Annotated in this window: 24 protein-coding genes; 9 read left to right on the top strand and 15 right to left on the bottom strand. The window is 64.5% G+C overall.

Annotated features, from left to right (window positions below; all coding sequences use genetic code 11):
* Together ACSQ3P_RS00625 and ACSQ3P_RS00620 are read right to left on the bottom strand one after the other, a co-directional pair.
* Complete coding sequence (locus ACSQ3P_RS00625) at window positions 1-528, bottom strand: SixA phosphatase family protein (protein WP_436163779.1); 528 nt, start codon at window positions 526-528, stop codon at window positions 1-3.
* 9 nt (window positions 529-537) lie between these two features.
* Entirely contained in the window at window positions 538-1257 is a 720-nt protein-coding gene (locus tag ACSQ3P_RS00620) for a TetR/AcrR family transcriptional regulator (protein WP_436163778.1), read from the bottom strand.
* A 102-nt stretch (window positions 1258-1359) separates the two neighbouring features.
* Here ACSQ3P_RS00620 and ACSQ3P_RS00615 point away from each other — a divergent pair, with 102 nt between their 5' ends.
* Window positions 1360-2625 carry an ABA4-like family protein gene (locus ACSQ3P_RS00615; RefSeq protein ID WP_436163777.1) on the top strand — a complete coding sequence of 422 codons (1266 nt, stop codon included), beginning with the start codon at window positions 1360-1362 and terminating at the stop codon, window positions 2623-2625.
* A 4-nt stretch (window positions 2626-2629) separates the two neighbouring features.
* Here the strand turns inward: ACSQ3P_RS00615 and ACSQ3P_RS00610 are convergent, their stop codons facing one another.
* On the bottom strand, window positions 2630-2875 hold the full coding sequence (locus ACSQ3P_RS00610) for a helix-turn-helix domain-containing protein (protein WP_436163776.1): 246 nt from the start codon (window positions 2873-2875) through the stop codon (window positions 2630-2632).
* Between the two features lie 10 nt (window positions 2876-2885).
* Window positions 2886-3452, bottom strand: a complete 567-nt coding sequence (locus ACSQ3P_RS00605) for a DUF2975 domain-containing protein (protein ID WP_436163775.1) — start codon at window positions 3450-3452, stop codon at window positions 2886-2888.
* Window positions 3453-3542: 90 nt separating this feature from the next.
* On the opposite strand from ACSQ3P_RS00605, the gene ACSQ3P_RS00600 reads away from it, so the two are divergent.
* The gene (locus ACSQ3P_RS00600) at window positions 3543-4175 is read left to right on the top strand and encodes a hypothetical protein (protein ID WP_436163774.1); all 633 of its coding nucleotides are present in this window, start codon (window positions 3543-3545) and stop codon (window positions 4173-4175) included.
* On the opposite strand, the gene ACSQ3P_RS00595 is transcribed toward ACSQ3P_RS00600, so the two are convergent.
* Complete coding sequence (locus tag ACSQ3P_RS00595; protein WP_069692384.1) at window positions 4150-4995, bottom strand: AAA family ATPase; 846 nt, start codon at window positions 4993-4995, stop codon at window positions 4150-4152. The genes ACSQ3P_RS00600 and ACSQ3P_RS00595 overlap by 26 nt on opposite strands.
* A gap of 477 nt (window positions 4996-5472) precedes the next feature.
* On the opposite strand from ACSQ3P_RS00595, the gene ACSQ3P_RS00590 reads away from it, so the two are divergent.
* On the top strand, window positions 5473-7263 hold the full coding sequence (locus ACSQ3P_RS00590; protein WP_436163773.1) for a cation:proton antiporter domain-containing protein: 1791 nt from the start codon (window positions 5473-5475) through the stop codon (window positions 7261-7263).
* On the opposite strand, the gene ACSQ3P_RS00585 is transcribed toward ACSQ3P_RS00590, so the two are convergent.
* Both ACSQ3P_RS00585 and ACSQ3P_RS00580 read right to left on the bottom strand, forming a co-directional pair.
* Window positions 7202-8314 carry a glycosyltransferase family 4 protein gene (locus ACSQ3P_RS00585; RefSeq protein ID WP_436163772.1) on the bottom strand — a complete coding sequence of 371 codons (1113 nt, stop codon included), beginning with the start codon at window positions 8312-8314 and terminating at the stop codon, window positions 7202-7204. The genes ACSQ3P_RS00590 and ACSQ3P_RS00585 overlap by 62 nt on opposite strands.
* Window positions 8314-9144 (bottom strand): UDP-2,3-diacylglucosamine diphosphatase, encoded by an 831-nt coding sequence (locus tag ACSQ3P_RS00580; protein WP_436163771.1) that lies wholly within the window; start codon window positions 9142-9144, stop codon window positions 8314-8316. The genes ACSQ3P_RS00585 and ACSQ3P_RS00580 overlap by 1 nt, the downstream gene beginning before the upstream one ends.
* Window positions 9145-9268: 124 nt before the next feature.
* Here ACSQ3P_RS00580 and ACSQ3P_RS00575 point away from each other — a divergent pair, with 124 nt between their 5' ends.
* From ACSQ3P_RS00575 to ACSQ3P_RS00560, 4 genes are all read left to right on the top strand, one after another.
* A complete protein-coding gene (locus ACSQ3P_RS00575; RefSeq protein WP_310156861.1) occupies window positions 9269-10048 on the top strand; it encodes an SDR family oxidoreductase in 780 nt (259 codons plus the stop codon).
* A 36-nt stretch (window positions 10049-10084) separates the two neighbouring features.
* Window positions 10085-10669: an ABZJ_00895 family protein gene (locus tag ACSQ3P_RS00570; RefSeq protein ID WP_436163770.1), complete on the top strand. Its 585-nt coding sequence runs from the start codon at window positions 10085-10087 to the stop codon at window positions 10667-10669.
* A gap of 146 nt (window positions 10670-10815) precedes the next feature.
* On the top strand, window positions 10816-11739 hold the full coding sequence (locus tag ACSQ3P_RS00565; protein ID WP_069692389.1) for a DMT family transporter: 924 nt from the start codon (window positions 10816-10818) through the stop codon (window positions 11737-11739).
* A gap of 135 nt (window positions 11740-11874) precedes the next feature.
* The gene (locus ACSQ3P_RS00560) at window positions 11875-12495 is read left to right on the top strand and encodes a helix-turn-helix domain-containing protein (protein ID WP_436163769.1); all 621 of its coding nucleotides are present in this window, start codon (window positions 11875-11877) and stop codon (window positions 12493-12495) included.
* Between the two features lie 83 nt (window positions 12496-12578).
* Here the strand turns inward: ACSQ3P_RS00560 and ACSQ3P_RS00555 are convergent, their stop codons facing one another.
* The gene (locus tag ACSQ3P_RS00555) at window positions 12579-13466 is read right to left on the bottom strand and encodes a LysR substrate-binding domain-containing protein (RefSeq protein ID WP_436163768.1); all 888 of its coding nucleotides are present in this window, start codon (window positions 13464-13466) and stop codon (window positions 12579-12581) included.
* A gap of 112 nt (window positions 13467-13578) precedes the next feature.
* On the opposite strand from ACSQ3P_RS00555, the gene ACSQ3P_RS00550 reads away from it, so the two are divergent.
* On the top strand, window positions 13579-14322 hold the full coding sequence (locus tag ACSQ3P_RS00550; protein WP_436163767.1) for an SDR family NAD(P)-dependent oxidoreductase: 744 nt from the start codon (window positions 13579-13581) through the stop codon (window positions 14320-14322).
* Between the two features lie 110 nt (window positions 14323-14432).
* On the opposite strand, the gene ACSQ3P_RS00545 is transcribed toward ACSQ3P_RS00550, so the two are convergent.
* The 3 genes from ACSQ3P_RS00545 to ACSQ3P_RS00535 form a co-directional block, all read right to left on the bottom strand.
* Window positions 14433-15812: a retroviral-like aspartic protease family protein gene (locus ACSQ3P_RS00545; RefSeq protein ID WP_436163766.1), complete on the bottom strand. Its 1380-nt coding sequence runs from the start codon at window positions 15810-15812 to the stop codon at window positions 14433-14435.
* Window positions 15813-15837: 25 nt separating this feature from the next.
* On the bottom strand, window positions 15838-17457 hold the full coding sequence (gene mqo, locus ACSQ3P_RS00540) for a malate dehydrogenase (quinone) (protein WP_436165132.1): 1620 nt from the start codon (window positions 17455-17457) through the stop codon (window positions 15838-15840).
* A 346-nt stretch (window positions 17458-17803) separates the two neighbouring features.
* Window positions 17804-18280 carry an Lrp/AsnC family transcriptional regulator gene (locus ACSQ3P_RS00535; RefSeq protein ID WP_436163765.1) on the bottom strand — a complete coding sequence of 159 codons (477 nt, stop codon included), beginning with the start codon at window positions 18278-18280 and terminating at the stop codon, window positions 17804-17806.
* A 106-nt stretch (window positions 18281-18386) separates the two neighbouring features.
* Between ACSQ3P_RS00535 and ACSQ3P_RS00530 the strand changes: the two genes are divergently transcribed.
* Complete coding sequence (locus ACSQ3P_RS00530) at window positions 18387-18959, top strand: RBBP9/YdeN family alpha/beta hydrolase (protein WP_436163764.1); 573 nt, start codon at window positions 18387-18389, stop codon at window positions 18957-18959.
* Between the two features lie 72 nt (window positions 18960-19031).
* Here the strand turns inward: ACSQ3P_RS00530 and ACSQ3P_RS00525 are convergent, their stop codons facing one another.
* The 4 genes from ACSQ3P_RS00525 to ACSQ3P_RS00510 all read right to left on the bottom strand — a co-directional run bounded on the left by ACSQ3P_RS00525 (window position 19032) and on the right by ACSQ3P_RS00510 (window position 24277).
* On the bottom strand, window positions 19032-19973 hold the full coding sequence (locus ACSQ3P_RS00525; protein ID WP_436163763.1) for a c-type cytochrome: 942 nt from the start codon (window positions 19971-19973) through the stop codon (window positions 19032-19034).
* Window positions 19974-20256: 283 nt separating this feature from the next.
* Entirely contained in the window at window positions 20257-20688 is a 432-nt protein-coding gene (locus ACSQ3P_RS00520) for a c-type cytochrome (protein ID WP_436163762.1), read from the bottom strand.
* Window positions 20689-20918: 230 nt separating this feature from the next.
* The gene (locus ACSQ3P_RS00515; protein ID WP_436163761.1) at window positions 20919-23228 is read right to left on the bottom strand and encodes a xanthine dehydrogenase family protein molybdopterin-binding subunit; all 2310 of its coding nucleotides are present in this window, start codon (window positions 23226-23228) and stop codon (window positions 20919-20921) included.
* A 98-nt stretch (window positions 23229-23326) separates the two neighbouring features.
* Window positions 23327-24277 carry a DUF3829 domain-containing protein gene (locus tag ACSQ3P_RS00510; protein WP_436163760.1) on the bottom strand — a complete coding sequence of 317 codons (951 nt, stop codon included), beginning with the start codon at window positions 24275-24277 and terminating at the stop codon, window positions 23327-23329.
* Between the last annotated feature and the right edge of the window lie 34 nt (window positions 24278-24311).

The following is a 24311-nucleotide window of genomic DNA, read 5'->3' as shown; positions in this document are numbered from 1 at the left end:
TCACTCGTCAGGCCCTTCGCCCAGGGAAGCTGGCGTGACGAAACGGTCGAGCCGGCCGCCGCGCGGGCTGAGATCGCGCCAGTCCTCGATCGTGAAATCGAGCACGGCGAGCCCGCAGGTCGGATATTTCTGGCTCATCCGCGCCGAGGCGTAGCGGTCGCCATGGCCGGTCAGCAGCGCGGCCAGCTCCTCGAAACCGGGATTGTGGCCGATCATCAGCAGCGTGCGGACCCCGGGATCGACCTCCTGCGTGGTATGCAGCAGGCGTTCCATCTTGGCCTCGTAGATGCGCGGCTCGACATGGCTCGGCGGCTTCTCCGGCAGCATCGCCTTGACCAGGTCCCAGGTCTCGAGCGTGCGCCGCGCCGGCGAGATCAGCACGAGGTCGGGCAGCAGCAACTCCTCAGCGAGATAGCGCCCCATCACCGGTGCCGCCTCGCGTCCGCGTGTCGCGAGCGGCCGCTCGCGATCAGCTACCCCGGTGGGCCAGTTCGACTTGGCGTGTCGCAAGAGCATGAGGCGTCGCATGTGTCGAACCTAACTATCCCCCGGCGGTTTTGCGAGAGCTTCCGGCGGCGGCAGATCGAGCGTCCGCAACGCCGCGATCAGGATCGCCACGAGCTGCCGCGAATAGAGCCCGAGCAGCACCTCGCGGCCTCCCTCCTCAGCCAGGAAATCGAGCTGGCCGTCGATCAGGAGCGTGGTGAAGCCATGCGTCACCGACCAGACGAACAGGATAGCCGCGAGATCGGGCTCGCCGGCGAAACTCGGCGGATGGCGCGTGAGCAGATCGTCTCCGCTCTCGCGGCCCAGTTCGCAGCGCGTTTCGCGCACCAGGATGCCGAAGGCGCGGCCGGACGCGCGCTTGAAATCTGGCTCCTCCCAATTCAGCCCCATCTGACCGAAGACGACGCGAAACCGCCCTGGCTTGTCGAGCGCGGTCGCGAGATAGGCGTCACAGATCGCCGCCATCCTGTTGCCGTTCGCGCGGTGCGAAGCCGCCTCGGCCGCCGCTTCCATCGCGTCGGACAGGCCATCGAAGCCCAGCGTCGCGATTGCCGTCAGCAAGCCGGTGAGATTGCCGAAATGATGCGCCGGCGCGGCCGGTGAGACTCCCGCCCGGCGCGCGCATTCGCGCAGCGTGAACCCGGCTAGGCCCTTCTCGGCCAGAACAGCTTCGGCAGCCGTGATCATCGCCTGCCTGAGGTCGCCATGGTGATAGCCGCCGCGAGCGGAGCCAGCCTCGATCTTCGTCATGTCCGGCCCGCGATCTAAACATCGTCAAAATCAATCTTGACGACGTCAAGATAGCGATTTACTAGGGCACCGCAACTTAACAGCGTTCAGATGGAGGGCATGATGCTGCCGGTGACGCTCGACGACGCCTTCATGCTGGGTTCCCGCCTGGCGATCCTGGGCTGGCTCACCCTTCTCCTGTTGCCGCGCTGGCGCGGCCTCTCGGCGATCCTCGCCGGCACCGTGATTCCAGCTATGCTGTCGCTCGGCTATTTCGTGCTGATCGCCGTGTTCTGGAGCGAGGCGAAGGGGGATTTCTCCTCATTGGACGGCGTCGCCGGGCTTTTCGCCGCCAGGCCGCTGCTGCTCGCCGGCTGGCTGCACTATCTCGCCTTCGACCTCTTCCTCGGCAACTGGATCCTGCGCAGGGCGCAGGAAGCGGCGATCCCGCATCTGCTGATGCTGCCTGTGCTGCTCATGACCTTCCTGTTCGGGCCGATCGGCTACCTCGCATTTCTGCTACTGGAGGCATGCTTTCGCCTGGCGCGCGAGGACCGGATCGCCCGTCTCCAGGCCCGCCGTCCGGCTTGGCTGCCCGATCTCGAACTCGAGCCACGCCTCACCACCGCCGCCTTCGCCATGCTTGCCCTGGCCGTGCCGACCGTCTTCGCCTGGCTGATCGACATCAGGCAATTCCAAGGCGTCGATACCTGGATCAAGCCGCTAAAATTCGAGATCTCGGTTGCCTTCTATCTGCTGACGCTGGCGCTGTTCTTGCCGCTCGCGAGCGAACGCTTCCGTACCACATGGGCCGGGCGCTACATCGTCTGGCCGGTGATCGTGCCGATCATCCTCGAAGTGCTCTACATCGCCTGGCGCGCCTCGCGTGTGGAAGCCTCGCACTACAACAGCGACAGCACGCTCGGCGCAGCGCTCTACACGCTGATGGGCGTCGGCGCGGTGATGTTCACGGTCGCGCCCGGCTTCCTTGCCTATGGACTCGCTCGCCGTGACGCCGCGCCGATACCCGAGGTCCTGCGCTGGTCGCTCGTCGCCGGCCTCGCCCTCACCTGCGTCTTCGGCCTGCTGAGTGGCGCTCTCCTCGGCTCGAGTGCCACCGGTCACTATGTCGGCGCGCAACCAGCCCCGCACCCGACCTTGCCGCTCTTCGGCTGGTCGCTGGCGATCGGCGATCTGCGCGTCGCCCATTTCCTTGGCCTGCACGCCCTGCAGATCATTCCTGCGATCGGCTTGCTGCTCTGGCTGGCAACGAAGCAGGCCAGAGCCGGTCTCGTAGTGCTCGGCGTCGTCTCGACCGCCTATGCCGCCGTCACCACGATCGCGCTTGTCGCGGCTCTGCGGGCACGGCCGTTGCTGGGGCTCGGCTGACCCGTCAGGCTTCCGAACCGATGCCGTCGGGCGCGAGATCGTCCTCGCCGGGCTCGTAGCGCAGGAGATCGCCCGGCTGGCACTCGAGCACGCTGCAGATGCGCATCAGCGTGTCGAAGCGCATGCCGCGGACCTTGCCGGACTTCAGTTGCGAAACCTGCTGCTCGGTCAGGCCGATGCGCTGGGCGAGTTCCTTCGAGCGCATCTTGCGGCGCGCCAGCATGACATCAAGTTCGACGACGATCGGCATCACGTCCGTCCTACACGAAACTCTGATTCTCGTCCGCGAGCCGCACCGCCTCCTTGAGCACCAACCCGAAGGCGACCAGGGTCGCCCCGGCCGCCAGCGCTCCGAATGTCCCGGGATCGAGCGTGATCGCGAGCTGTTTCTGGCCGGCCGGATTGTCGAAGGTCAGCGCCACGCTCTGCAGGGCGCGCGCGACGGGCGTGGCAAGGCCGAGCCCGACGAAAAGCCAGCCGACCCGGCCGAGCCGCCGCGCATTCTCCTCCTCCAGCACAAGCCCCCTGCCGAAACGCCGGAACAAGGCGGCAAGGCTGAGCATGGCGGCGATGAACAGGCCGGCCGGCACCGTGCCGAGCCCCAACGCCGTCCAGTAGCCACGCACCGAAGGCGCGATCGGGCCGCCGCCCAGCCCGATTGTGCCGCGTGCATAGCTCGCGAGGCCTTCGGGATCGCGCCACAGCCAGACCATGCCGAACGCCATCAGCGCCGCCGCCGCATAGCTGAAGAACCGCGCCACGACGCTGATACGCCGCAGCCGGAGCAAGCTCGCGCCGGCGCCCGCCGGGGTCACTGAAATCATCATTTAATTCGTCCCCTGATTGACAAAATTAAACTAATAGATGAATTTTTGAATGTCCAGACCCTATTGCCCAGACAACCAATGAGAGCCGCGATGCGCCCTTTCCTGTTTGCGTCCCTGATCACTGCCGCTCTTGCCGGTGCCTGCGGCCATGTTCCGCTCACCTCCCTGCCGAAGCTCTCGCGGGTCGATATCCGCAGCACCAGGCTGGCCGATCTGCGCGCCGGCCTCAGCCTGCCGGCCGATATCCGCACCTTGCCCGGCGGCGTCACCATGACGATCGTCGTCGAGCCCAGGGAAGGCGGACGCCATGAGCGCAAGGTCGTGCTCGAAGAGGTGCGCGACGCGATCGAACTCGCCGCCCTGCCGGTGATGGTCTCGCCTGGCCGGCGCCTGACCGTGTTCCGCCTCAGCGCCAACGATGCGGCAAGGCTCTCCGCCTTTCGCGAAGAGCAGCTGCTCGGCTCCGGCCAGAGCGGCAATCGCGGCAGCCTCTCGCTCGGCGCGGACAAGGCCTGCCGCCTCGGTGATCTCAGCGGCAAGCCGATCCCGATGACGAGCTATCTGAAGACGTCGGAGACGCAGGACTATATCGTGGTGACGCGCGATCTCGACCTGCGCGAGGCTGTCCGTGCCGTCGACCCCAAGGTCGATCTCGCAGACGCTATCCCGCCTTGCGATACGCCCACCGGCCAGCGCCTCAGCGGCTCTCCCGGCGCGTCATGAAGGCGAGCTTCTCGAACAGCGAGACGTCCTGCTCGTTCTTGAGCAGCGCGCCATGCAGTGGTGGGATCAGCTTGCGCGGGTCGCGCTCGCGCAGCATCTCGGGCGTCATCTCGTCGGCGAGCAGAAGCTTGAGCCAGTCGAGCAGTTCCGAGGTCGAAGGCTTCTTCTTGATGCCGGGAACCTCGCGCACCTCGAAGAACAGCTTCAGCGCCTCCTCCATCAACCGCTTCTTGATGCCGGGGAAATGCACCTCGACGATTGCCTGCATCGTCTCGGCGTCGGGGAAGCGGATGTAATGGAAAAAGCAGCGCCGCAGGAAGGCGTCGGGCAATTCCTTTTCGTTGTTGGAGGTGATGATCATCACCGGCCGCCGCGCCGCCTTGATCGTCTCGCCGGTCTCGTAGACATGGAACTCCATGCGATCGAGCTCGAGCAGCAGATCGTTGGGGAACTCGATATCGGCCTTGTCGATCTCGTCGATCAGCAGCACCGGCCGCTCAGCCGAGACGAAGGCCTCCCAGAGCTTGCCGCGCTTGATGTAGTTGGCGATGTCGGAGACGCGCGCATCGCCGAGCTGGCTGTCGCGTAACCGGCTGACGGCATCGTATTCGTAGAGCCCCTGCTGCGCCTTGGTGGTCGATTTGATGTGCCAGGTGATCAGCGGCGCACCCAGTGCCGCAGCGATCTCCTCCGCCAGCACCGTCTTGCCCGTGCCGGGTTCGCCCTTGACCAGCAGCGGCCGCTCCAGCCGGATCGCAGCATTGACGGCAACCGTCAGATCCTCGGTCGCAACGTAATTCTCGGTGCCTGCAAAACGCATCGTCGGTCCCTTTGAAAGATGCTGAGGACGCTAGCCCAGGATCGTCGAAACCGGAAACCCGCTTGCCGTGAAGTCGTGCCCGAACCACGAGGCGTAAAGCCGCATGCGCAAAGGGTAGAGGCTGTTAGGGACTATGGAGATGATTTGATGAGGTCAAAACGACGGAGATGGGAGGAGCATTGCGCAGGCGATACCGTTGGTATCGGCAAGCGATGCGACGCTGCAGCTCCGCCGTTTTCACCTCACCCGCAGGGCGCGGCGCTTTTGCGCGACTGCGGCGTCGTTCTTCGTAGCAAACCGGAAGGTTTGCGTCCTCGAACTTCTGACATTCGCGCAAAATCGCCAGCGTCAAATCACCCCCATAGTCCCTAACAGCCTCTGGTTCCGGCATGATCGCGGGCCTCCGCCGGTTGTATTGCCGTCGCGTAACCCGCAAGCTCCCAGGCCTCTTCTCACCGCCGACTCGCAAGGACTGACGTGGCCGGAACTGTCGACCCTTCCGTCTATAAGGACGCCATCGTCGTGCTCGCCACGGCCGGCGTCATCGTGCCCTTCGCCAAGCGCTTCAAGGTCAATTCGGTCGTCGCCTTCATGGCCTGCGGCGCGCTGCTGGGGCCTTTCGGTCTCGGCGGGCTCGCCTCCTCGGTCCCGCTATTGAGCAGCATCACCGTGGCGAAGGCCGAAGCCCTGGCGGGGCCGGCCGAACTCGGTGTCGCCTTCCTGCTCTTCGTCATCGGGCTCGAGCTGTCCTTCGAGCGCCTGATGACCATGCGCCGGCTCGTCTTCGGCCTCGGGCTAGGCCAGGTCGCGCTCTCGGGCGGCGTCATCGGCGCGATAGCCTATTGGCTGGGGCAACCGGCGGCGGCCGCGCTCATCATCGGCTTCGGCCTCGCCTTGTCGTCGACCGCCATGGTCGTCGAATTGCTCTCGGCCAAGCGCCGCATGACCTCGTCGGCCGGCCGCGCCAGCTTTGCCATCCTGCTCTGCCAGGACATTGCCGTCATCCCGCTGCTCTTCCTGGTCAGCGTACTCGGCGCGCAGGCCGATGGTGGCTCCCTGCTGGCGGGCCTCGCCCAGGCCCTGGTCCAGGCTTTCGGGGCGATCGCCGCCATCGTGGTGATCGGCCGGCTGGCGCTGCGGCCGCTGTTTCGCTTGGTCGCTTCGACCGATTCGTCGGAGAGCTTCATGGCGGCGACATTGCTGATTGCGCTCGGAACCGGCCTGATCGCCGCAGCCGCCGGCCTGTCGATGGGGCTGGGCGCTTTCATTGCCGGCCTGCTCCTGGCCGAGACGGAATATCGCCGCGCCATCGAGGTCACGATCGAGCCGTTCAAATCACTGCTGATCGGCGTGTTCTTCCTCACCGTCGGCATGGGCGTGAACCCGGCCGATCTCGCTGCCCACCCCTTCGCCATCCTGGGCATCGCGATCGGCCTGTTCGCGGCGAAATCCCTGCTCGTCTTCGCGCTGGCGCGCCGGTTCAGGCTGTCACGCGCGACCGCGCTTGAAACCGCGATCATGATCGGGCCCGGCGGCGAGTTCGCCTTCGTGCTGTTCGGCGGCGCGGTCTCGGCCAAGCTGCTCTCGCAGAATGCCGAGAGCCTCGTGCTGGCGGCGGTCTCCCTGACCATGGTCGTGCTGCCGCTCCTGGCCCGGCTGGCCCGGGCCTTGTCGCAGCGACTGGCCGTGCCCTCGACCCTGCCCGAAGAGGCCAAGGTGCTGCCGCCGGATGATCATTCGGCGCGCGCCATCGTCGTCGGCTGCGGCCGCGTCGGCCGGCTCGTCGGCGCAATGCTGGACGAGCACGGCAAGCCCTATATCGCGATCGATTTCGACCCTGCGCTGGTCGCGACCCAGCGCCGGGCCGGCCGGCCCGTCTTCTACGGCGATGCGGCGAATCTGGACTTCCTGCGCCTCAGCGGCCTCGACGAGGCGACAGCGCTGATCGTGACCATCGACAATCCGCGCGCCGTCGATGCGACCGTGCTGGCCGCGCGCACGCTCAGGCCCGATCTGGTGATCGTCGCCCGCGCCCGCGACGCCAGCCATGCCCGCCATCTCTACCAGATCGGCGTCAACGATGCGGTTCCAGAGACGATCGAAGCGAGTCTGCAGCTCTCGGAGGCGGCTTTGGTCGGGCTCGGCGTGCCGATGGGCCTCGTCATCGCCTCGATCCATGAGCGGCGCGATCAGTTCCGCACCGAACTCAAGCCCGCAGACGCTCCGGCACAGGCCCTTCCGCGGGACGCGCGCTCACGAAGGTTGTGACGCTCTGCAGGGGCGCGCAGGGCGGCTCGTTGCGCAGCGCCTGCCCCGACGGCTGCGCCACCCGCTGGATATGGCCGTAGAACTGCTCGGCACTGCGGCGCCAGCTATAATGCGAGGCGAGCTCCAGGCAGATCTCACGCGGGATGCGCAGCGCCGCCAGCGCCGCCGCCCGCAAATCCTCGCCCAGCACGGCAGCCCCGCTGCCGGCGAAGACATCGCTCGGCCCCTGAACCGGGAAGGCAGCGACCGGAAGGCCGCTGGCCGCCGCCTCGAGCAGCACGATGCCGAAGGTGTCGGTCAGGCTCGGAAACACGAAGACGTCGGAGGAGGCATAGATCGAGGCCAGATCCTCGCCTTCGCGCGTGCCGAGGAAATGCGCGTCCGGATAAGCGCGCTGCAGATCGGCCCGCGCCGGCCCATCGCCGATCACCACCTTGCTGCCGGGCAAGCGCAGCGAGAGGAAGGCCTCGAGGTTCTTCTCGACGGCGACGCGCCCGACGCTGAGGAAGATCGGCCGAGGCAAATCGAGTACGCTCACCGGGCGCGGATGGAACAGCCCGAGATCGACGCCGCGCCCCCAGCGCACGATCTTCTCGAAGCCATGCTGCCTGAGCTCGGCCTCGACCGACGCCGTCGACACCATGATCGCCTCGGCCGGGCCATGGAACCGACGCAGGAAGCGGTAGCTCCAGCTCTCGGGAATGGGCCAGCGCGCCGCGACATATTGCGGAAAGCGCGTGTGATAGCTCGTCGTGAAGGGCCGCTTCTGAGCCAGGCAGACGGCACGCGTCAGCCAGCCGATCGGCCCTTCCGTGGCGATGTGGATATGGTCCGGCTTGAACTCGGCGATCCGCGCTGCAACCGCCCGGCGCGTCGCCAGCGCGATCCTGATATCGGGATAGGTCGGCAAGCCGATCTGCCGAAAACCTTCCGGCGTCAGCACCTGCGGCGTCACCCCGAAGGCCGGGGCCGCCTCGAACATCCGCTCCAGCGACCTGACCACCCCGTTGATCTGGGGCCGCCAGGCATCCGTCGCGATCAGCAGGCGCATCACGCCGCCTCGACGAGCGCGGCGGCCGGCTCCGGGCGCGCCTTGACGACGACCGGCACCGGCGCCTCGCCCTTCAGCCGGTATTGCGGCCAGCGGATCATCTCGAAGCGCCCGTCATGATGCTCGACGAAGGCGGTACAGCTTTCGACCCAATCGCCGGTGTTGATATAGGTCAGGCCCTCGATCTCGCGATGCGCGGCGTGGTGGATATGCCCGCAGATCACGCCGTCGGCATGGTGCCTGCGCGCCTCGGCAGCCAGGCAGGTCTCGAACTCGCCGATATAGTTGACCGCGTTCTTGACCTTGAGCTTGGCCCAGGCCGAGAGCGACCAATGCGGCAGGTGCAGCCGGCGGCGCACCTTGTTGACGACGGTGTTGCAGGCGAGCGCGACCGTGTAGGCCCAGTCGCCCATCAGCGCGAGCCATTTGGCGTTGCGCACGACGAGATCGAACAGATCGCCATGGATCACGAGCAGGCGCTTGCCGTCGGCGGTCTCGTGGATGATCTCGTCGACCAGCGTGATGCCGCCGAACTGCAAGCCGGCGAAGTCCCGCAGGAAATCATCGTGGTTGCCGGTGACGTAGATCAGCTTCGAGCCCTTGCGCACCTTGCGCAGCAGCTTCTGGACGACGTCGTTATGCGCCTGCGGGAAATACCAGCCGCTCTTCAGCCGCCAGCCATCGATGATGTCGCCGACCAGATAGATCTGCGGCGCGTCATAGGCGCGCAGGAATTCCAGCACGAGATCGGCCTGTGCGCCGCGCGTGCCCAGATGCAGATCGGAGATGAAGATGCTGCGAACCTGCTTAGCCTCGTCATCGTCGCTCATGCCCGCTTGCCTGTTCCGTTGCGATGCTGTCGGCGTTTGGCTGATTTGCGTTGCGCTTTGATGACGGAACCAGCGATCCGTGCTCTGGCTCGCTTTCGAGGCAACTAGTTTCCGGAGAAAAATTATGGATCTTGGGATTTCCGGCCGCACGGCCATCGTCTGCGCCTCCAGCAAGGGTCTTGGCCGCGGCTGCGCGCAAGCGCTCGCCGAGGCTGGTTGCATTGTCGTGGTCAATGGCCGCGACGCGGCCACGCTCGAAGCCACCGCGAGCCAGATTCGTGCCAGCACCGGCGCGACGGTCATCGCCGTGGTGGCTGACGTGTCGACACGCGCTGGGCAGGACGCCTTGCTCGCGGCGGCGCCCGAGCCCGACATCCTGATCAACAACAATGGCGGGCCTCCGCCGAAACCGTTTCGCGATGTGTCTCGCGAAGCGCTGCTCGAAGGCGTCATCCAGAACATGGCGACGCCGCTGGAGCTGGTTCAGCGCGTCGTCGACGGCATGATCGCGCGGCGCTTCGGCCGCATCGTCAACATCACCTCGGCAAGCGTGCTGACGCCGCTGACCGGGCTTGACGTCTCCTCGGCGGCGCGCGCGGGGCTGACGGCCTTCCTCTCCGGTGTGGCGCGCGAGGTGGCGCATGCCAACGTCACCATCAACAACGTCCTGCCCGGATCCTTCGACACCGACCGGCTCAAGAGCGGAACGGCGCGAATGGCTGCCATCAAGAGCATGACGCCGGAGGACTTCGCCGCCGCCCGCAAGGCCGAGATCCCGGCCAGGCGCTTCGGCACGGCCGAGGAATTCGGCAATGTCTGCGCTTTCCTCGCCAGCCAGCATGCCGGCTACATCACCGGCCAGAACCTGCTGATCGACGGAGGCGTGTTCAGGGGGAGTTTCTGAGCCCCGCCCGGCCATCCTCCGATCGTCGAGACGAGGATGGCCGCCGACCAGCAGCCATCAGGCCAGGACACCAGCGTCAGACAAGACATGGTCGTAGACGCCGCTTGGGCGGCTCGCTATCGGCCGCCCGGGAAAATGGCCGGAACGAACATCTGCGGAGACTGGAAAATGCTCAAATATGCGATCGCATTCGGCGGCATATACTTGCTTTGCATCGTCATTTCGGTCGCGGCTTCGAGCCTGCTGAATTTTGATCTGCCCTCTTCGATGGGCATCATCATTCTGATCGCAGCGCTCACCGCCCCCGTGCAAAGCTTCGTGAAAGACCATCAGCGCGTTTTCACCATGGGCGAGCGGGCGCTCTTCGCGGCCTGGATCGGCATTGCCGTGGTCGTGCTCAATCTCTGCCTGGGAGTTGCGTTTCTCTACGGCGTCGACGCCCTGCTTGGCGGGACAAACCCGATCAAGGCCATGCTCGCCCAGGCGGCAAGGAGCGGTATTTCCGCGCCAGTCGCCTTTTTGGGCATGGCGGCGATATCCTTCGTGGTCAGCTGGATCGTCACCTTCTTCTTCGCTGGCTTCTATGCGCGGCAAAGCCTGAAGCGCCTGGGGGTTTCGTAAATCCATCATGCCCGCGGCCATGGAGAATCCCACTCGCCGCCTAGCAGGGTTGCAGAGTTGACGCTTTGAAGCCTGGGCTGGACATGGTCTAAGGGGAGCGGTCTTCTACAAGACCCTCCTCCCTGCCCTCCCTCCGCGCCGGTCCGTTGTCACCTCTCCTTGGCATTTGCCTGAAGCTCTTCTCGGCCTTGGTCTTCACCTTGATGGCGGCGGGCGTGAAATCGATCGCAGGTCGCTACCCGACGGGCGAAATCGTCTTTGTGCGATCCTTCTTCGCCCTGATTCCCCTGCTCATCTGGCTCGCCTGGCAGGGCGGCGTCGTCGCCTCGCTGAGAACCAGCAATCTGCGCGGCCATCTCAAGCGCGGCGTCATCGGCTCGACTGGCATGTTCTGCGGCTTCGCCTCGCTGCAGTTCCTGCCTCTCTCCGATTCGATCGCGATCGGCTATGCCGCCCCGCTTGCCGTCGTCGTGCTGGCCGCCGTCATCCTGAAGGAGCGCGTGCGGATCTATCGCTGGAGCGCGGTCACGATCGGCTTCGCCGGTGTGCTGATCATGCTCTCGCCCTATATCAGCGGCGTCGGCAAGGGGCTTGCTCCCGGGCCGGCCTTCGGCGCGGCGATCGGCCTCGCCGGCGCCTGCTGCTCGGCCTTCGCCTCGATCGAGGTCCGGCAATTGACCCGCAGCGAGGGCACCGGTGCGATCGTGTTCTATTTCATGCTGATGACCAGCGCGCTCGGGCTCTCCACAGCGATGTTCGGCTGGCACATGCCGAACCTGCAGGATGCGGCGATGATGCTGGCGATCGGCATTCTCGGCGGCCTCGGCCAGATCTTCCTTGTCCAGGCCTATCGCTATGGCGACGCCTCGCTGATCGCGCCCTTCGAATACTCGACCATGCTCTGGGCCGTCGCGATCGGCTGGTTCATCTTCGGCGAATGGCCGGCGACCGCCGTGCTGATCGGCGCGACGATCGTCATCACCTCCGGCATCTATGTCATCCTGCGCGAACAGCAGCTCGGCCTGCTCAGGCGCGAGCAGCGCGAAGTCGGGTCGACGCGCACGACTTGAGGCCGGCGCAACCGCGAGCTTCGGCTTGCCGCTTGCATCAGGAACTTGCCGCTTGCGTCAGGAACGGGCATTGTCCGCTTAGACAAACAATCGTTCGCCTCCGCAAACGACAGACAGGTAAGACGGTCAAAACGCATGGGTATCGAGACCAAGGAGCGCGGGGGCCGGGAGCTTGAATCCGGGGCCCAGATCGTCTCCGGGCAACTCGGAAAGACGATTCAGCGCCTGCGCAAGGCCTATAATCTCTCGCTTTCGGAACTCGCCGAGCAATCGGGCGTGGCGAAGTCCATCATCAGCCAGATCGAGCGCAACGAGACCAACCCGACGCTGGCGACGATCTGGCGGCTGTCGCAGGCGCTCGACATCTCGATCGAGCGCGTGCTCTCCAGCGGCGAGGAAGAGCCTTTCATCGACAAGACCAGCCGCAGCGACACGCCGATCCTGGTCTCGGAGGACGGCAAGCTCAGGCTCGCCATCATCGGCTGGATCAAGACCGTCGAATGGCTGCAATGGTACGAGATCCAGGCCGAGCCGGGCGGCGAGCTCGACTCGGAAGGCCATCAGCGCGGCTCGATCGAATCGCTCTCCGTCACGTCGGGCGAGTTCGAGGTCGAGGTCGGCGACATCATCCAGCGCGCCAAGGCCGGCGACACGCTGCGCTATCGCTGCGACCGGCGCCACATCGTCCGCTGCGTCGGCGACCAGTCCGGCTCGGCGCTGATGGTGTGCATCCTCAAGGCGGCGGTGATGGAGTAAGGCCCGCCTGCGGCTTGCTTGTTACTTCGGAATTTCTGCACGCCCTCGGCACACGCCGGTCCGCCGCGTGAGCCGATGCGCGCTCATGTCTGCCGTCCGCCAGCCCCTGTCGCAAGGCGCGCGAGCACAAAGCGGATGAAGCTCAAGACCTTCTCGGGCCGACGACGATCGGACACATAGAGCATGTTGACCGGCTGCGATGGCGGGGTGAATTCCGGCAGCACTTCGACGAGCCGGCCGGTATCCAGATCATCCGCAAGCATCTGCGCCGAATGGAGCACGATGCCGAACCCGCCGACGGCCGCCCGCCTCGCAGCTTCCGCGTCGTTCACCAGAAGACGGGGTTGCACCGCGATCTCGATGGCTTCCCCACCGCGTTGCAGCCGCCAGAAACGACGCGCCTCCCACTGACGAAAGCCGATGATCTCGTGAGCCGCGAGATCCTCCGGCACGAGCGGGATCCCTGCGGCGGCGACATAGATCGGGCTGGCCGCCAGCTTCAATCCATATGGTGGGAGGCGGCGGGCGACGAGCGCGTCGTCGTCGATCGAGCCGATGCGGAAGCCAATCTCGAAGCCCTCCTCGATGAAATCGACCTTTCGATCGGTCAGGACGAGGTCGATTGAGATATCGCGATAGCGCTGGAGAAAATCGACGATCAGAGGTGAGAGCACGAGATTGCCGAAAGTCGGCGGGGCCGTGACGCGCAGCATCCCCTTCGGCTGTTGGAGCATATGTTCCGCCAGCGCGTCAGCCTGAGCGACCTCGTCGATTATGCGCAGGCAACGTTCGTAGAAAGCCTCGCCCAGCAGTGTCAGACCCTGCCGGCGCGTCGTCTTGACGAGCAACTGCCCGCCGAAATGCTGCTCGAGGTCGGAGATGTGCTTGGCGACCATGGTTGCGGAGATTCGGCCCGCCTCCGCAGCTCCGCGGAAACTACCGAGATCAACCGCGTTCACGAAGGTCCGCATGCTGGTCAGACGATCCATTGCACACCTGTGGTTCTTTCTCTAGCGACCCGCTGCCAGCATATGCGCCAAAACCATCGTGGTAACCCTCCTATATCCAAACCAGAGGTTTTCCATGACTTCATTCGCGGGCAAGATTGCAATCGTCACCGGCGGCGGCACGGGTATCGGGCGCGCCACCGCTCAGGCGCTCGCAGGACAAGGCGCAGCGGTGGCGATCGTCTATTCGCGCAGTCTCTTCGAGGCAGACGAGACGGTCCGATCAATCCGCGATGCTGGCGGGACCGCAACCGCAGTGCGGGCCGATATCCGGGACGAACGCCCCATCACTGCCGCGATCGAGACCATCGCCGGCGAATTCGGTGGAATCGACTATCTCGTCAACAATGCCGGTATCACGCATCAACTTCCATTCGCAGACCTCGATGCAGCGACCGATGCGATCTGGGACGAGCTTCTCGCGGTGAACGTCAAAGGGACATTCAACTGCTGCCGTGCGGCGAGCCGCCACATGCAGGCGCGTCCCGGCTCGTCGATCGTCAATATCGGCAGTATCGCCGGCGAAACCGGATATGGATCGTCATTGCCCTACGCCGTATCGAAGGCAGCGGTCCACGGCATGACCCGTTCTCTCGCTCGCGCGCTGGCTCCGGCGACGCGCGTCAACTGCATCGCGCCCGGCGCCGTCGCGACCCGCTGGTGGCAAGGCCACGAGGACAAGATGCAGGCGCTGGCCGGCGATCTTCCGCTAGGACGGACATCGACGCCGGAGGAGGTCGCTGAACTCACCTTGTACCTGCTGCAAGCAAGCTCCGTCACCGGTCAGGTCTGGCGTATCGAGAACGGGCAGACGCTATAGTCCGGCTGGCCTGCGAACTGCCGGCAGGATTTCGGACATGCGCCGTTCGCCTCCCTGGCGCTGATGCGACGAGCAAAGATGCTTCCATCTCACCGGCAGGCTTGTATCTGCTATGGCTTGTCCTTCCGCCCGCGCGGCTTGATCCGGACGTTCCGCTGGTCGATGACAACATCAAAGCGCGAGAGGAAGCTCATTCCAAGAAGTCCATCTATGCCGTTGCCGTAGGTGCCGCGACTATCGCTCTGGACAATGACCGGAACATCCATCGCTTGCACACGTCGAAGCTCGATCCGCGATGCGCGTCCTCGTCTTGCCTCGGCGATGCCATTTGCAGTGTGCATCTGAACTTTGCTCGTCATATCGACAGCGATTTTTGCACGGTCGGCAAAGCTCTGCTTCAGGGATACAAAGGTCGCGCCCGTATCGATCAAGAACATCCCTTTAATGCCGTTGATCGTCGCCGGGACAGTTATGGTCTGGCCCTTGCGTGTGATCGGGATCGTCTCATCGACCGCCACGGCCTTCGCAGCGCATTGGCCCTTGGCGTGCAAGGCGCCGATCATGGCCTGGGTCCGGCTGTTGTCGTTCCGCGCCGGGTTCAGGGCAATCCAAGCCTCTATGGGAACAATCGCCTCGCAGAACTGCCCGCTTTTTTCGTAAGCGCGCGAAACGCCGAAATACCCTGCCGAGGAAATGCGATCCTTGTCTCCAAACAGCGCAATGGCCGTCAGATAGTCATCGATGGCGTCATTGGGTTTGCCCGCTCGATCGCGTGCCAGCGCACGGAGATAGTAGCCGTTATCGGAATGGGGCTGCTCCTCGATGATCTTGCTGGCGACCTCCGCTGCAGCAGCCCAGTCCGACAGGTCGAGCAACAGATTGGCGGCACGGCGCAGTCCGTCGAGGTGGCCCCCGCAATTGTCCGAGAAGCGGATCAGGGCTTTGGCGGCCTCGCGGCGATATCCTGCCTGCTTCAACCCCTCTGCAAGTCCGACAACCGCCTCCCTGTCGCAAGGTTCACGGAAAAGCGCTTCGACATGGGGCCCCAGAGTCCGCGCCAAAGCGAAAGTGTAGGGGAATTCGATACCGAGCGCCGACTGTACTGACGCCACGCGGTCAAGGTCGGACTGCGCGAGGGCACCGCCGCCAAACGCTACGAGCAGGCCAAAGACAACTGCGATAAATCTTGACACGACCTGGACAGGCGGGCGGTCACCAACCCGCGCTCTGATACCGCCTGCCACGTAGCGCGCCCCACATGAATTTTGTTTTGAACCCCATGCCAGGCTGACGCATCGGCAGTTCAAGCGCAAGGCGGCCTGCTTTTCATCCAAAGCCGACTTCGCCCCGACAGAGTAGCCCTTCCCCCGTCTTCGCCGCCCTCCGAACCGCCCGCCGAAGCCGGCTGACTTTCCGCCGAACCACGCCGTCATTCCGAGGCAGGCCGCAAGCTTGAGCCCGGAGCGGAGAAACGATGCGTGTCGCGTCATCGCTTCTCCGCTACTGGGGCGCTGTTCAGCCTCCCGCCGCAGTCTTGACCGAGACAGTGGGCGAAGCGACAGCGAGCTCCAGCGCCTTCTCCGTCATCGCCCACTCATCGGCGATCATGCCGGGATTGTCGTTGAGCTTCACCCCATAGCTCGGGATGATCTCGCGGAGCTTCTTCTGCCATTCAGGGGTCGCGACCTTGTCCGCGAACACCTTGGCGAGGAGATTGATCATGATCGGAGGCGAGGTCGAAGCCCCCGGGGACGCGCCGAGCAGCGCCGCCATGGACCCGTCCGCAGCCGCCACGATCTCGGTTCCGAAAGTCAGAACGCCGCCGCCCTCGGGCTTCCGCTTGATGATCTGAACGCGCTGCCCCGCCTGCCAGAGGCGCCAGTCTTCGTCCTTTGCCTGAGGCAGATATTCCCGCAGCGCATCCATTTGGCCGCCATGGGACATCAGCAACTGGCCGGCGAGATATTCGACCAGATCGAACTCGTTCCACCCCACCGACACCATCGGCCGGATGTTTTCCAGCGAGACCGAGGACGGCAGATCGAAATAGGAGCCGTTCTTGAGGAACTTGGTCGAGAAGGTCGCGAACGGCCCGAAAAGCAGGACCTGCTTTCCGTCGAGCATCCGCGTATCGAGATGCGGGACGGACATCGGCGGCGAACCGACCGACGCCTTGCCGTAGACCTTCGCCAGATGGCGGTTGACGATTTCGGGCTTCTCCGTGACCAGGAAGGAACCGCCGACCGGGAACCCGCCATAGCCATGGGCTTCGGGAATGCCCGCGAGCTGCAGGAGAGGCAGTGCGGTGCCGCCCGCGCCGATGAAGACGAAACGGGCGTCAACTGTTTGCACCGCTTTGCCGGTCTTCAGGTCGAATGCCGAGACGCGCCAGGTGCCGTCCCCATTCCGGGTGATCGAGCGGACCTCATGCCCGGTGAGCAGGCGAAACTCCGGCTGGCCCTTCAGGAATGCGGTGAACTGGCGTGTGATTTCACCGAAATTGACGTCGGTCCCAAGCGGAGATTTCGTCGCCGCGAGCGGCATCGAGGCCTTGCGGCCCTCCATCATGATCGGGACCCATTCGGCGATCTTCGCGGGGTCCTTCGTGAACTCCATCCCTGAGAACAGCGGGCTGGCTTTCAGCGCCTCGAAGCGCTTCTCGAGAAAGGTGACGTTGTCGTCACCCCAGACGAGATTCATATGCGGCGTCGAGTTGATGAAGGAGCGTGGCTCCTTCAGGACGCCCTGCTTCAATTGATGCGCCCAGAACTGACGCGAGATCTGAAACTGCTCGTTGACGGCAACCGCCGTGGCGATCTGCACATTCCCTTTCGCATCCTCAGGGGTGTAGTTCAGCTCGCAAAGCGCTGAATGGCCCGTGCCCGCATTGTTCCAGCCATTGGAGCTCTCCTCCGCGACGCTGTCGAGACGCTCCATCAGCTCCATGGTCCAGCGCGGCTCGAGCTCATGGAGCAGCACGGCAAGCGTGGCGCTCATGATGCCGCCGCCAATCAACAGGACATCGACCTTCCGGTCCGCAGCCGCGGCGCGGTACTGTCCACCCGTCAGCGAAATCCCTGCAGCCGCAACGGCCCCGACCGCCACAGCCGAACCAACCAGCCGGCGACGGGTCAGAGAGAACCGGCTCTTATCCTTCTTCGAGCCGGCCGGCTGCGTTTGTCATTAGTATCGTTCAATGTAGCCATCCACGTTAGCTGTTCGAGCGCTTGGAGCGGAGCCTGATCAGCAGATAAGAGCGATATAGCCTGCGTATAGGGTATATCGACCTGACCCTAAACCGGGCACCGAGCGCTGATCGATCTTGTCACGGAGCGTCAAGACGAGGCATCAACTACCGCAGCGGAAGCATTGGCGCGGGCTCGCATAGTTGCGGACGAAATCGATACGAGACGAATTCGAACCCGATCGCTTCGCGGAGCGCAGGACAGCCCGCCCGCTTGCGCATGCGTAGCGCTCGAGCTCAACGCCGCTGAATGAGCTCGCGTCCGATGAATTTCGGTGGCTCGTCGCGCAAGACCAGAGAGGTCGTAACGGCGCCGAACCGCGCGATCGAATCCACGATCGTTTCGAGCTCTCCCGGTGACGGCACCAGAACCTTCAGGAGAAAGCAGTCCTCGCCCGTCAACCGCAACACCTCCATGACCTGAGGCATCTCGGAAAATTGCTTCAGGCATGGGCGGATATTCTCATGCGTGGTGCGCAATCGGATGATCGCCATCATGCACAGCCCCAGGCTGGTAGGATCGATCCTGGCCCCGTAGCCGGCGATGATGCCCCGCTCCTCCAGGCGCTTGACCCTTTCCGAAGTCGCCGGCTGCGACAGTCCTATCCTGCGGCCGAGCTCGGAGATCGCAATTCGTCCGTCCGCCTGCAACGCCTCGATGATGGCGATGTCTGTCGGATCGAGAGCGAGATGAATGTCGCGAGCAGACGGCATGCCTCACCTTGAATCTATCGGAAAATGGACGCGCTTTCCGATGATTGCTCATTCCGAACGACGAGCAAAGCGACCATCCTCTCCAAATATCGAATGAGAGGAAAGCATGACTGATATCATTATCCTGCCCGGCATCGGCGGTTCCGGGGAAACGCATTGGCAAACCCATTGGGAATGCGGCAATCCGCATATCAGGCGTTTTCAGCCGACGAGCTGGGACCAGCCGGATCTCGGCGACTGGATCGCCGCGCTGGATCGCATGGTAGCCTCGGCACGAACTCCGCCTCTCCTCGTCGCCCACAGCCTGGCCTGCCTGCTGGTCGCCCATTGGCAAAGCATCTCGTCTCTTCCGGTCGCCGGGGCGTTCCTCGTCGCGGTTCCCGATCCGACCGGGGCTGCCTTCCCGGCGGAGGCCGCCAGCTTCGCGCCCGTGCCTGAAGGCAGATTGCGCTTCCCCTCCCTCATCGTCGCCAGCACCGACGACCCCTATGGGGAGTTCCACTATGCCGAACGGCGCGCCGTCCAATGGGGCAGTGGCCTTGTCGAGGTCGGAGCGCTCGGTCATATCAATGGCAGCAGCGGACTGGGCAACTGGCCCGGAGGCTTGGCTCTTTTTCAAGCATTCGCCGCTGGAGCCCGGCATGTCGCAGCTGAAGCGGATTCAGCCGTAACACCATGAGAACCTCGATCGAACGCACTCGGAACGAGCGGCATCTGGCAAGCGGCCCTGCGCATTGAAGCGCTGGAGGTCTCATCCCCCCACCTTCGCCGGCCTCGCCGGCCCCTGCACCGCCGGGAGCGACTTCAGATACTCCGCCATCGCCAGACGGTCGGCATCAGAAAGCTGCGCGATGTTGCGCACCACGGCCGCCATCGAGCCGCCGACGCTGTCGAAGCTCGGCGTGAAGCCGGTCTTGAGCAGTTCGGCGATCTCCTCCTTCGACCATTTGCCCAGGCCATCCTCGGCCTGGGTGATGTTGGGCACCCAGCCCTTGCCGTCCGGATCAGGCCCGCCGGCGAAGCGCGTCGCCTGGATGATGGCGCCCAGCGCGTTGCGGCTCGAATGGCATTCGGCGCAATGGCCGGGGCCGTTTACCAGATAGAAGCCGCGATTCCATTCCTCGCTCTTGCCCGGATCGGGCTTGAACGAGGCCCCGTCGAAGAAGAGCAGCTTCCAGCCACCGACGACGCGCCGGATGTTGAAGGGGAACGGCAATTCATGCGGCGCGGCCTTGCCTTCGACCGGCGCGAGCGTGCGGATATAGGCGAAGAGATCGGCCAGCGCCTTGGGCGGGATCAGCCGGTAGGAGGTATAGGGGAAGGCTGGGTAATAATGCTGTCCGGCCGGCGAGACGCCCGTCGCCATCGCATCGACGAAGTCCTTCACGCCCCAATTGCCGATGCCGTCGCGCGTATGCGGCGAAATGTTGGGCGCGTGGAAGCTGCCGAAGGGCGAGCCCAATGCAAGTCCGCCTCCGAGCCTGAGCTTGTCGTCCTGGCCGGGCGTGGCGTGGCAGGACGAACAGCCACCCGCCGCAAAGAGCAGCTTGCCGTTCTCGATGTCCGGCGCCGGCAGCGCACCGATCTGCGGAGCAGGCGAAACCACGCGCGGGTCGGTCAATACGTAGAAACCGGCAAGGCCGAGCGCCGCCAGCGCGACGAGGGTGACCAGCAAGCGGCGCAGCAGCAGCATTCTCATCCTCTCCCGAGATTGCGCGCAGTCTAGAGCGTTTTCGAGCGAAGTGGATACCGGTTCGCATGAAGAAAACGCGTCAAGAGCAAAGACCTAGAGCAATTTAGCGATCCGATTGCATCGAAAATTGCTCTAGGTCAGAACCACTGCGTCATCCCGAACACGCCGCGAAGCGACGCCGCCGGGATGACACCGCATGTTCGAGCAAGAACGATACAGTGCTGGAGTGGAACGCGCCGCGCAGCAGAAAGCTCCGCCAGCCGCCGTCAAAAACCGGCAGCGCTCACTTCTTGATGCGATAGGTCTCGTGGCAAGCAGCGCAGTTCTTGGTGACGGTGCCGAACGCGGTGCGGAACGAGGCGAGATCGGTGGTGGCAGTCGCTGCAGCCGCGGCATCGCTTTCGAACTTGATCTGTGCTGCCTTGAAGTTCGCCTGATCTTCCCAGATCTTCGGGCCAGCGGTGGTGTCGCCGGTCTTGGAGCTGTCGGGAAACAGCGTCTCCATCTTCTTGCCGGACTCGACATAGGTCTTGAAGATGCCCTGGACCTTGGCGGCGTCGAACGCCTCCTCGCCCTTGGCAATCTTGGCGCCGAGCCCGGTGGCTCCGCCGATCATCTTCATCGTGGCCTTGCGCTCGGCAATCGGATCAGACTGCGCCAAGACGGTGGAAAAACCGAGCATCAGAGCAGTGGCGGCAAGAGCAAAGCGGATCATGCGTCGTCATCCCCGAAGGCTGTCCGGCGCTCAGGATGACGCCGGTTAGAACCTTTCCAGATCACAACAGCCGAGCGCTGCCGCCAAGCCGGTCTCACGCGATTGGCATTTGCATTAGAGCAAATGCAATCTTGCATCAGGGCCAGATAGCTTCAGATGGAGGCACAAAGTGACCCCATCTGAAGTCTGAATCCGTCGCTCATCAAAAAGTGAGGGCAGGATCAATGCTCTTAGAGCGGATATCCAGCCTGCTTCAGCGCATTGAAGACCTTGATCGGGGTCGCCGGCATGTCGATCGCCTTGATGCCGGCCGCGCGGTCGAGCGCATCCACCATCGCGTTCATCACGGCCGGGCAGGCTCCGATGGCGCCCGCCTCGCCCGCGCCCTTCACACCCAACGCATTGGTGAGGCAGCGCACATTGCGCGTCTCGAAATGGAAGTTCGGCACGTCGACCGCACGTGGCAGGGCATAGTCCATGAAGGTCGCGGTCAGCATCTGCCCCTCAGCGTCGAAGCGGATTTCCTCCATCAGGGCCTGGCCGATGCCTTGCGCCGCGCCACCATGAACCTGCCCCTGCAGCATGATCGGGTTCAGCGTCACGCCAAAATCGTCAACCACGACATAGTTGAGGATCGCAGTCGCTCCGGTACCGGGATCGACCTCCAATTCGCAGACATGAGTGCCGTTGGGATAGGTCGCCTCCGGCGGCTCCCAACTCTGGTGCACCTTGAGCATGGCTGAGGTCGCGCCCGGCAGGGCGGCGATGGCGGCAAGGTCGAGCGCCTTGTCGGTGCCGACGACGCGCACCGCGCCATCGACGATTTCGAGATCGCCGACGCCAGCTTCGAGCTTCTCCGAGGCAAGCTGCTTGAGGTTGTCGGAGAGGATCGCAGTCGCCTTGTCGAGCGCCGCGCCGCCGACGGGGATCGAACGCGAACCGCCGGTGCCCGAACCCGTCTCGACCTTGTCGGTATCGCCCTGGATGACGCGGATGCGGTCCATCGGAATGTCGAGATGCTGAGAGACGAGCTGTGAATAGGCGGTCTCATGCCCCTGCCCGTTGGACTGCGTCCCGATCAGCACGGTCACCATGCCGTCCTTCTCGAGGATCACGGTCGAGCTCTCCGGCCCGCCGCCGCCACAGGCCTCGATATAGCAGGCGAGGCCGATGCCGCGGATCTTGCCGGCTTTGGTCGAGGCCTTGAGGCGGCTCTTGAAGCCCTTCCAGTCCGCTACCTCCATGGCGCGGCGCATATGCCCCTCGAACTCGCCGGAATCATAGACCGGCCCGGTCTGGGTCTTGTGCGGCATCTCGCCTGGCTTGACGAAGTTGAGCGCCCGCACGGCGTCGGGCGTCTTGCCGGTCTCGCGTGCGACCGCATCGACCAGCCGCTCGATCAGATAGGCGGCCTCGGGGCGGCCCGCACCGCGATAGGCATCGACCGGCGTCGTATTCGTCAGCACGCCCCTAAAGCGCACATGGACGGCGGGAATGCTGTAGCAGCCCGGCGTCATCGTGGTTCCGACCCAGGGAATGAAGGGTCCGTACTGGGAAAGATAGGAGCCCATCTCGGCCGCCAGATCGACCTTGAGGGCGATGAACTTACCCTTCTTGTCGAGCGCGACCGTCGCCGTCGCGAGGTTGGCGCGGCCATGGGTGTCGGCGAGGAAATGCTCGGTGCGGTCGGAGACCCAGCGCACCGGGCGCTTCAGCATCTCGGCCGCGACCATGGTCAGCGGGTATTCGCGATACATGAAGATCTTGGTGCCGAAGCCGCCGCCGACATCGGGCGTGACCACGCGGATGCGCTTGGGGTCGACCTTCAGGATATAGCTCGCCAGGATGTCGCGCGTGCCATGGCTGCCTTGGCTGCCGAGCGTCAGCGTCCAGCGCTTCGTCTCCTTGTCGTATTCGGCGATGCAGGCGCGCGTCTCCATATAGTTGGAGGCGAGCCGGTTGTTGACGATGGTGACGGAGACGGTGCGGTCAGCCTTGGCGAAAGCCGCCTCGGTCTTGGCCTTGTCGCCCTGCTCGGCCTCGAAGGCGACATTGCCCGGCCGGTCCGGCCAGACCTGCGGCGCCTTGGGCTCCAGCGCAGCGGCGATGCCGGTGATCGAGGGTAGTGTCTCCCAGGAAATATCGATGGCCTCGGCGGCGTCGCGCGCCTGGTCGAGCGTCTCGGCGACGATGAAGGCGACCGCCTCGCCGACATGGCGCACGGTATCGGTCGGCAGCACCGGCACGGGCAGCGGCACGACCGGCTCGCCCGAGATCGTCTTGATCAGCCCCTTGCAGGGAATGCCGCCGAGATGGGCGACGTCCTCACCCGTCAGGATCAGCTTCACGCCCTTCATCTTGCGGGCCGCGCTCTTGTCCCGGATCGTGAACTTGGCATGCGCATATTGCGAGCGCAGCACGAAGGCATGCAGCGCGCCCTCTACAGCCGTATCATCCGTGTAACGACCTGCGCCCGTGGTCAGGCGGTGATCCTCGACGCGCCGCACGGGCTGGCCGAATCCGAATTTCATGGGACGCATGAGCCGATATCCTCAGATAAGACGAATGAAAGACTGGCCTAGAAACGTGGCTCAGTCACCCCGGCGCGCGACACGCCGGGATGCATGCAGCGCATCGCTCAGCGGACGGTGCGGATTGCGGTCTCCGACAGCGAGACCATGGTGTTGTAGGAGCTGACGAGCCAGTTCGCGTCGTTGGCCGCACCGCGCCGGACATCGCCCTTGCCGCGACCGAGCTTGTCGCGAAAATCCCTCAGCCTGCCGAGCCAGGAACTCGCCTGGCTTTCGATGAAGGGCACGCCTTTGGGCTCGGTCTCCTTGAAGCGGTCCATCTCGCGCACCGCGCCGGCATAATCGGCCACGGCCGCGTCGAACGCCTTGAGGCCGACGAGCGGCTTCTCATTGCTCGGCATCAGGTCCATCACCCCCCGGGCGTTGATCATGACGTTGCGGACCTGCCAGCGCACTGAGCGACCTTCCCGCTGCTCGACAGCGGCGAGCTCGCGTTGATCGAGCCCTTTCTTGTAGACGCGCATCTGGGCATCGAGCGTCGCGCGCTCATCGAGGAAGGTTTTTGCGGCCGGCACCATGAGCATGTGCAGATTGCGCCCCTCAGTGGCGTTGTCGTCGCGATAATCCTTGCGCTCGTAATAGCGCTCCGCCTTGGTGATCAGGGGCGCGAGCTCCTGATAAGCCTTGATGTAGCGCCCGATCGTCTGGTCGATCTCCGGCAGCGCCGGCGCGCGGGTGACGGCCTCCTCGGCGCGTTTGATCTCGCCCGCAACGTCATAAAGGCTGTAGAGCCCGTAATCGATGTAGCGCTCCTTGCCGGTCGGCCCCTTCTTCATGTCGACCCAGCTCGCATAGCGCTCCCAGGACTGGATCGCACGCAGCGTCCGGTTCATCAGGGCGGTATAGGCGTTGGACTTGGCGATGGCGGCCTGGAGGCCAGCCTCGTCGGCAGCTGGCGCAGCGGTTGTCGCCACTCCCTGGGCCAGGGCGCCGGCAGGCGTCAGCGCCAGGAGCGCGAAGGCAAAGGCCGCGCTGCGGAAAAACATGGAAACCGTCATGTCTGAATCCTCGTCATCCGTCGCGGCTTGAAGG

This window comes from Allobosea sp. LjRoot9 (genome assembly GCF_964252745.1).
Taxonomy (GTDB): domain Bacteria; phylum Pseudomonadota; class Alphaproteobacteria; order Rhizobiales; family Beijerinckiaceae; genus Allobosea.
Note: the sequence above shows the minus strand (reverse complement) of the source record. Positions and strands in the feature narration are given on the sequence as shown.

What these genes read in the sequence shown, in the direction of transcription:
- ACSQ3P_RS00605 (WP_436163775.1), bottom strand. Translation starts at nt 3,452, where the DNA reads ATGATGATTTCAGTGACCCCGGCGGGCGCCGGCGCGAGCTTGCTCCGG.
- ACSQ3P_RS00525 (WP_436163763.1), bottom strand. Translation starts at nt 19,973, where the DNA reads ATGCTGCTGCTGCGCCGCTTGCTGGTCACCCTCGTCGCGCTGGCGGCG.
- ACSQ3P_RS00595 (WP_069692384.1), bottom strand. Translation starts at nt 4,995, where the DNA reads ATGCGTTTTGCAGGCACCGAGAATTACGTTGCGACCGAGGATCTGACG.
- ACSQ3P_RS00570 (WP_436163770.1), top strand. Translation starts at nt 10,085, where the DNA reads ATGGCCGCCGACCAGCAGCCATCAGGCCAGGACACCAGCGTCAGACAA.
- ACSQ3P_RS00510 (WP_436163760.1), bottom strand. Translation starts at nt 24,277, where the DNA reads ATGACGGTTTCCATGTTTTTCCGCAGCGCGGCCTTTGCCTTCGCGCTC.
- ACSQ3P_RS00550 (WP_436163767.1), top strand. Translation starts at nt 13,579, where the DNA reads ATGACTTCATTCGCGGGCAAGATTGCAATCGTCACCGGCGGCGGCACG.
- ACSQ3P_RS00575 (WP_310156861.1), top strand. Translation starts at nt 9,269, where the DNA reads ATGGATCTTGGGATTTCCGGCCGCACGGCCATCGTCTGCGCCTCCAGC.
- ACSQ3P_RS00530 (WP_436163764.1), top strand. Translation starts at nt 18,387, where the DNA reads ATGACTGATATCATTATCCTGCCCGGCATCGGCGGTTCCGGGGAAACG.
- ACSQ3P_RS00535 (WP_436163765.1), bottom strand. Translation starts at nt 18,280, where the DNA reads ATGCCGTCTGCTCGCGACATTCATCTCGCTCTCGATCCGACAGACATC.
- ACSQ3P_RS00610 (WP_436163776.1), bottom strand. Translation starts at nt 2,875, where the DNA reads ATGCCGATCGTCGTCGAACTTGATGTCATGCTGGCGCGCCGCAAGATG.
- ACSQ3P_RS00620 (WP_436163778.1), bottom strand. Translation starts at nt 1,257, where the DNA reads ATGACGAAGATCGAGGCTGGCTCCGCTCGCGGCGGCTATCACCATGGC.
- ACSQ3P_RS00625 (WP_436163779.1), bottom strand. Translation starts at nt 528, where the DNA reads ATGCGACGCCTCATGCTCTTGCGACACGCCAAGTCGAACTGGCCCACC.
- ACSQ3P_RS00560 (WP_436163769.1), top strand. Translation starts at nt 11,875, where the DNA reads ATGGGTATCGAGACCAAGGAGCGCGGGGGCCGGGAGCTTGAATCCGGG.
- ACSQ3P_RS00555 (WP_436163768.1), bottom strand. Translation starts at nt 13,466, where the DNA reads ATGCGGACCTTCGTGAACGCGGTTGATCTCGGTAGTTTCCGCGGAGCT.
- ACSQ3P_RS00520 (WP_436163762.1), bottom strand. Translation starts at nt 20,688, where the DNA reads ATGATCCGCTTTGCTCTTGCCGCCACTGCTCTGATGCTCGGTTTTTCC.
- ACSQ3P_RS00545 (WP_436163766.1), bottom strand. Translation starts at nt 15,812, where the DNA reads ATGACGCGACACGCATCGTTTCTCCGCTCCGGGCTCAAGCTTGCGGCC.
- ACSQ3P_RS00580 (WP_436163771.1), bottom strand. Translation starts at nt 9,144, where the DNA reads ATGAGCGACGATGACGAGGCTAAGCAGGTTCGCAGCATCTTCATCTCC.
- ACSQ3P_RS00585 (WP_436163772.1), bottom strand. Translation starts at nt 8,314, where the DNA reads ATGCGCCTGCTGATCGCGACGGATGCCTGGCGGCCCCAGATCAACGGG.
- ACSQ3P_RS00615 (WP_436163777.1), top strand. Translation starts at nt 1,360, where the DNA reads ATGCTGCCGGTGACGCTCGACGACGCCTTCATGCTGGGTTCCCGCCTG.
- ACSQ3P_RS00515 (WP_436163761.1), bottom strand. Translation starts at nt 23,228, where the DNA reads ATGCGTCCCATGAAATTCGGATTCGGCCAGCCCGTGCGGCGCGTCGAG.
- ACSQ3P_RS00600 (WP_436163774.1), top strand. Translation starts at nt 3,543, where the DNA reads ATGCGCCCTTTCCTGTTTGCGTCCCTGATCACTGCCGCTCTTGCCGGT.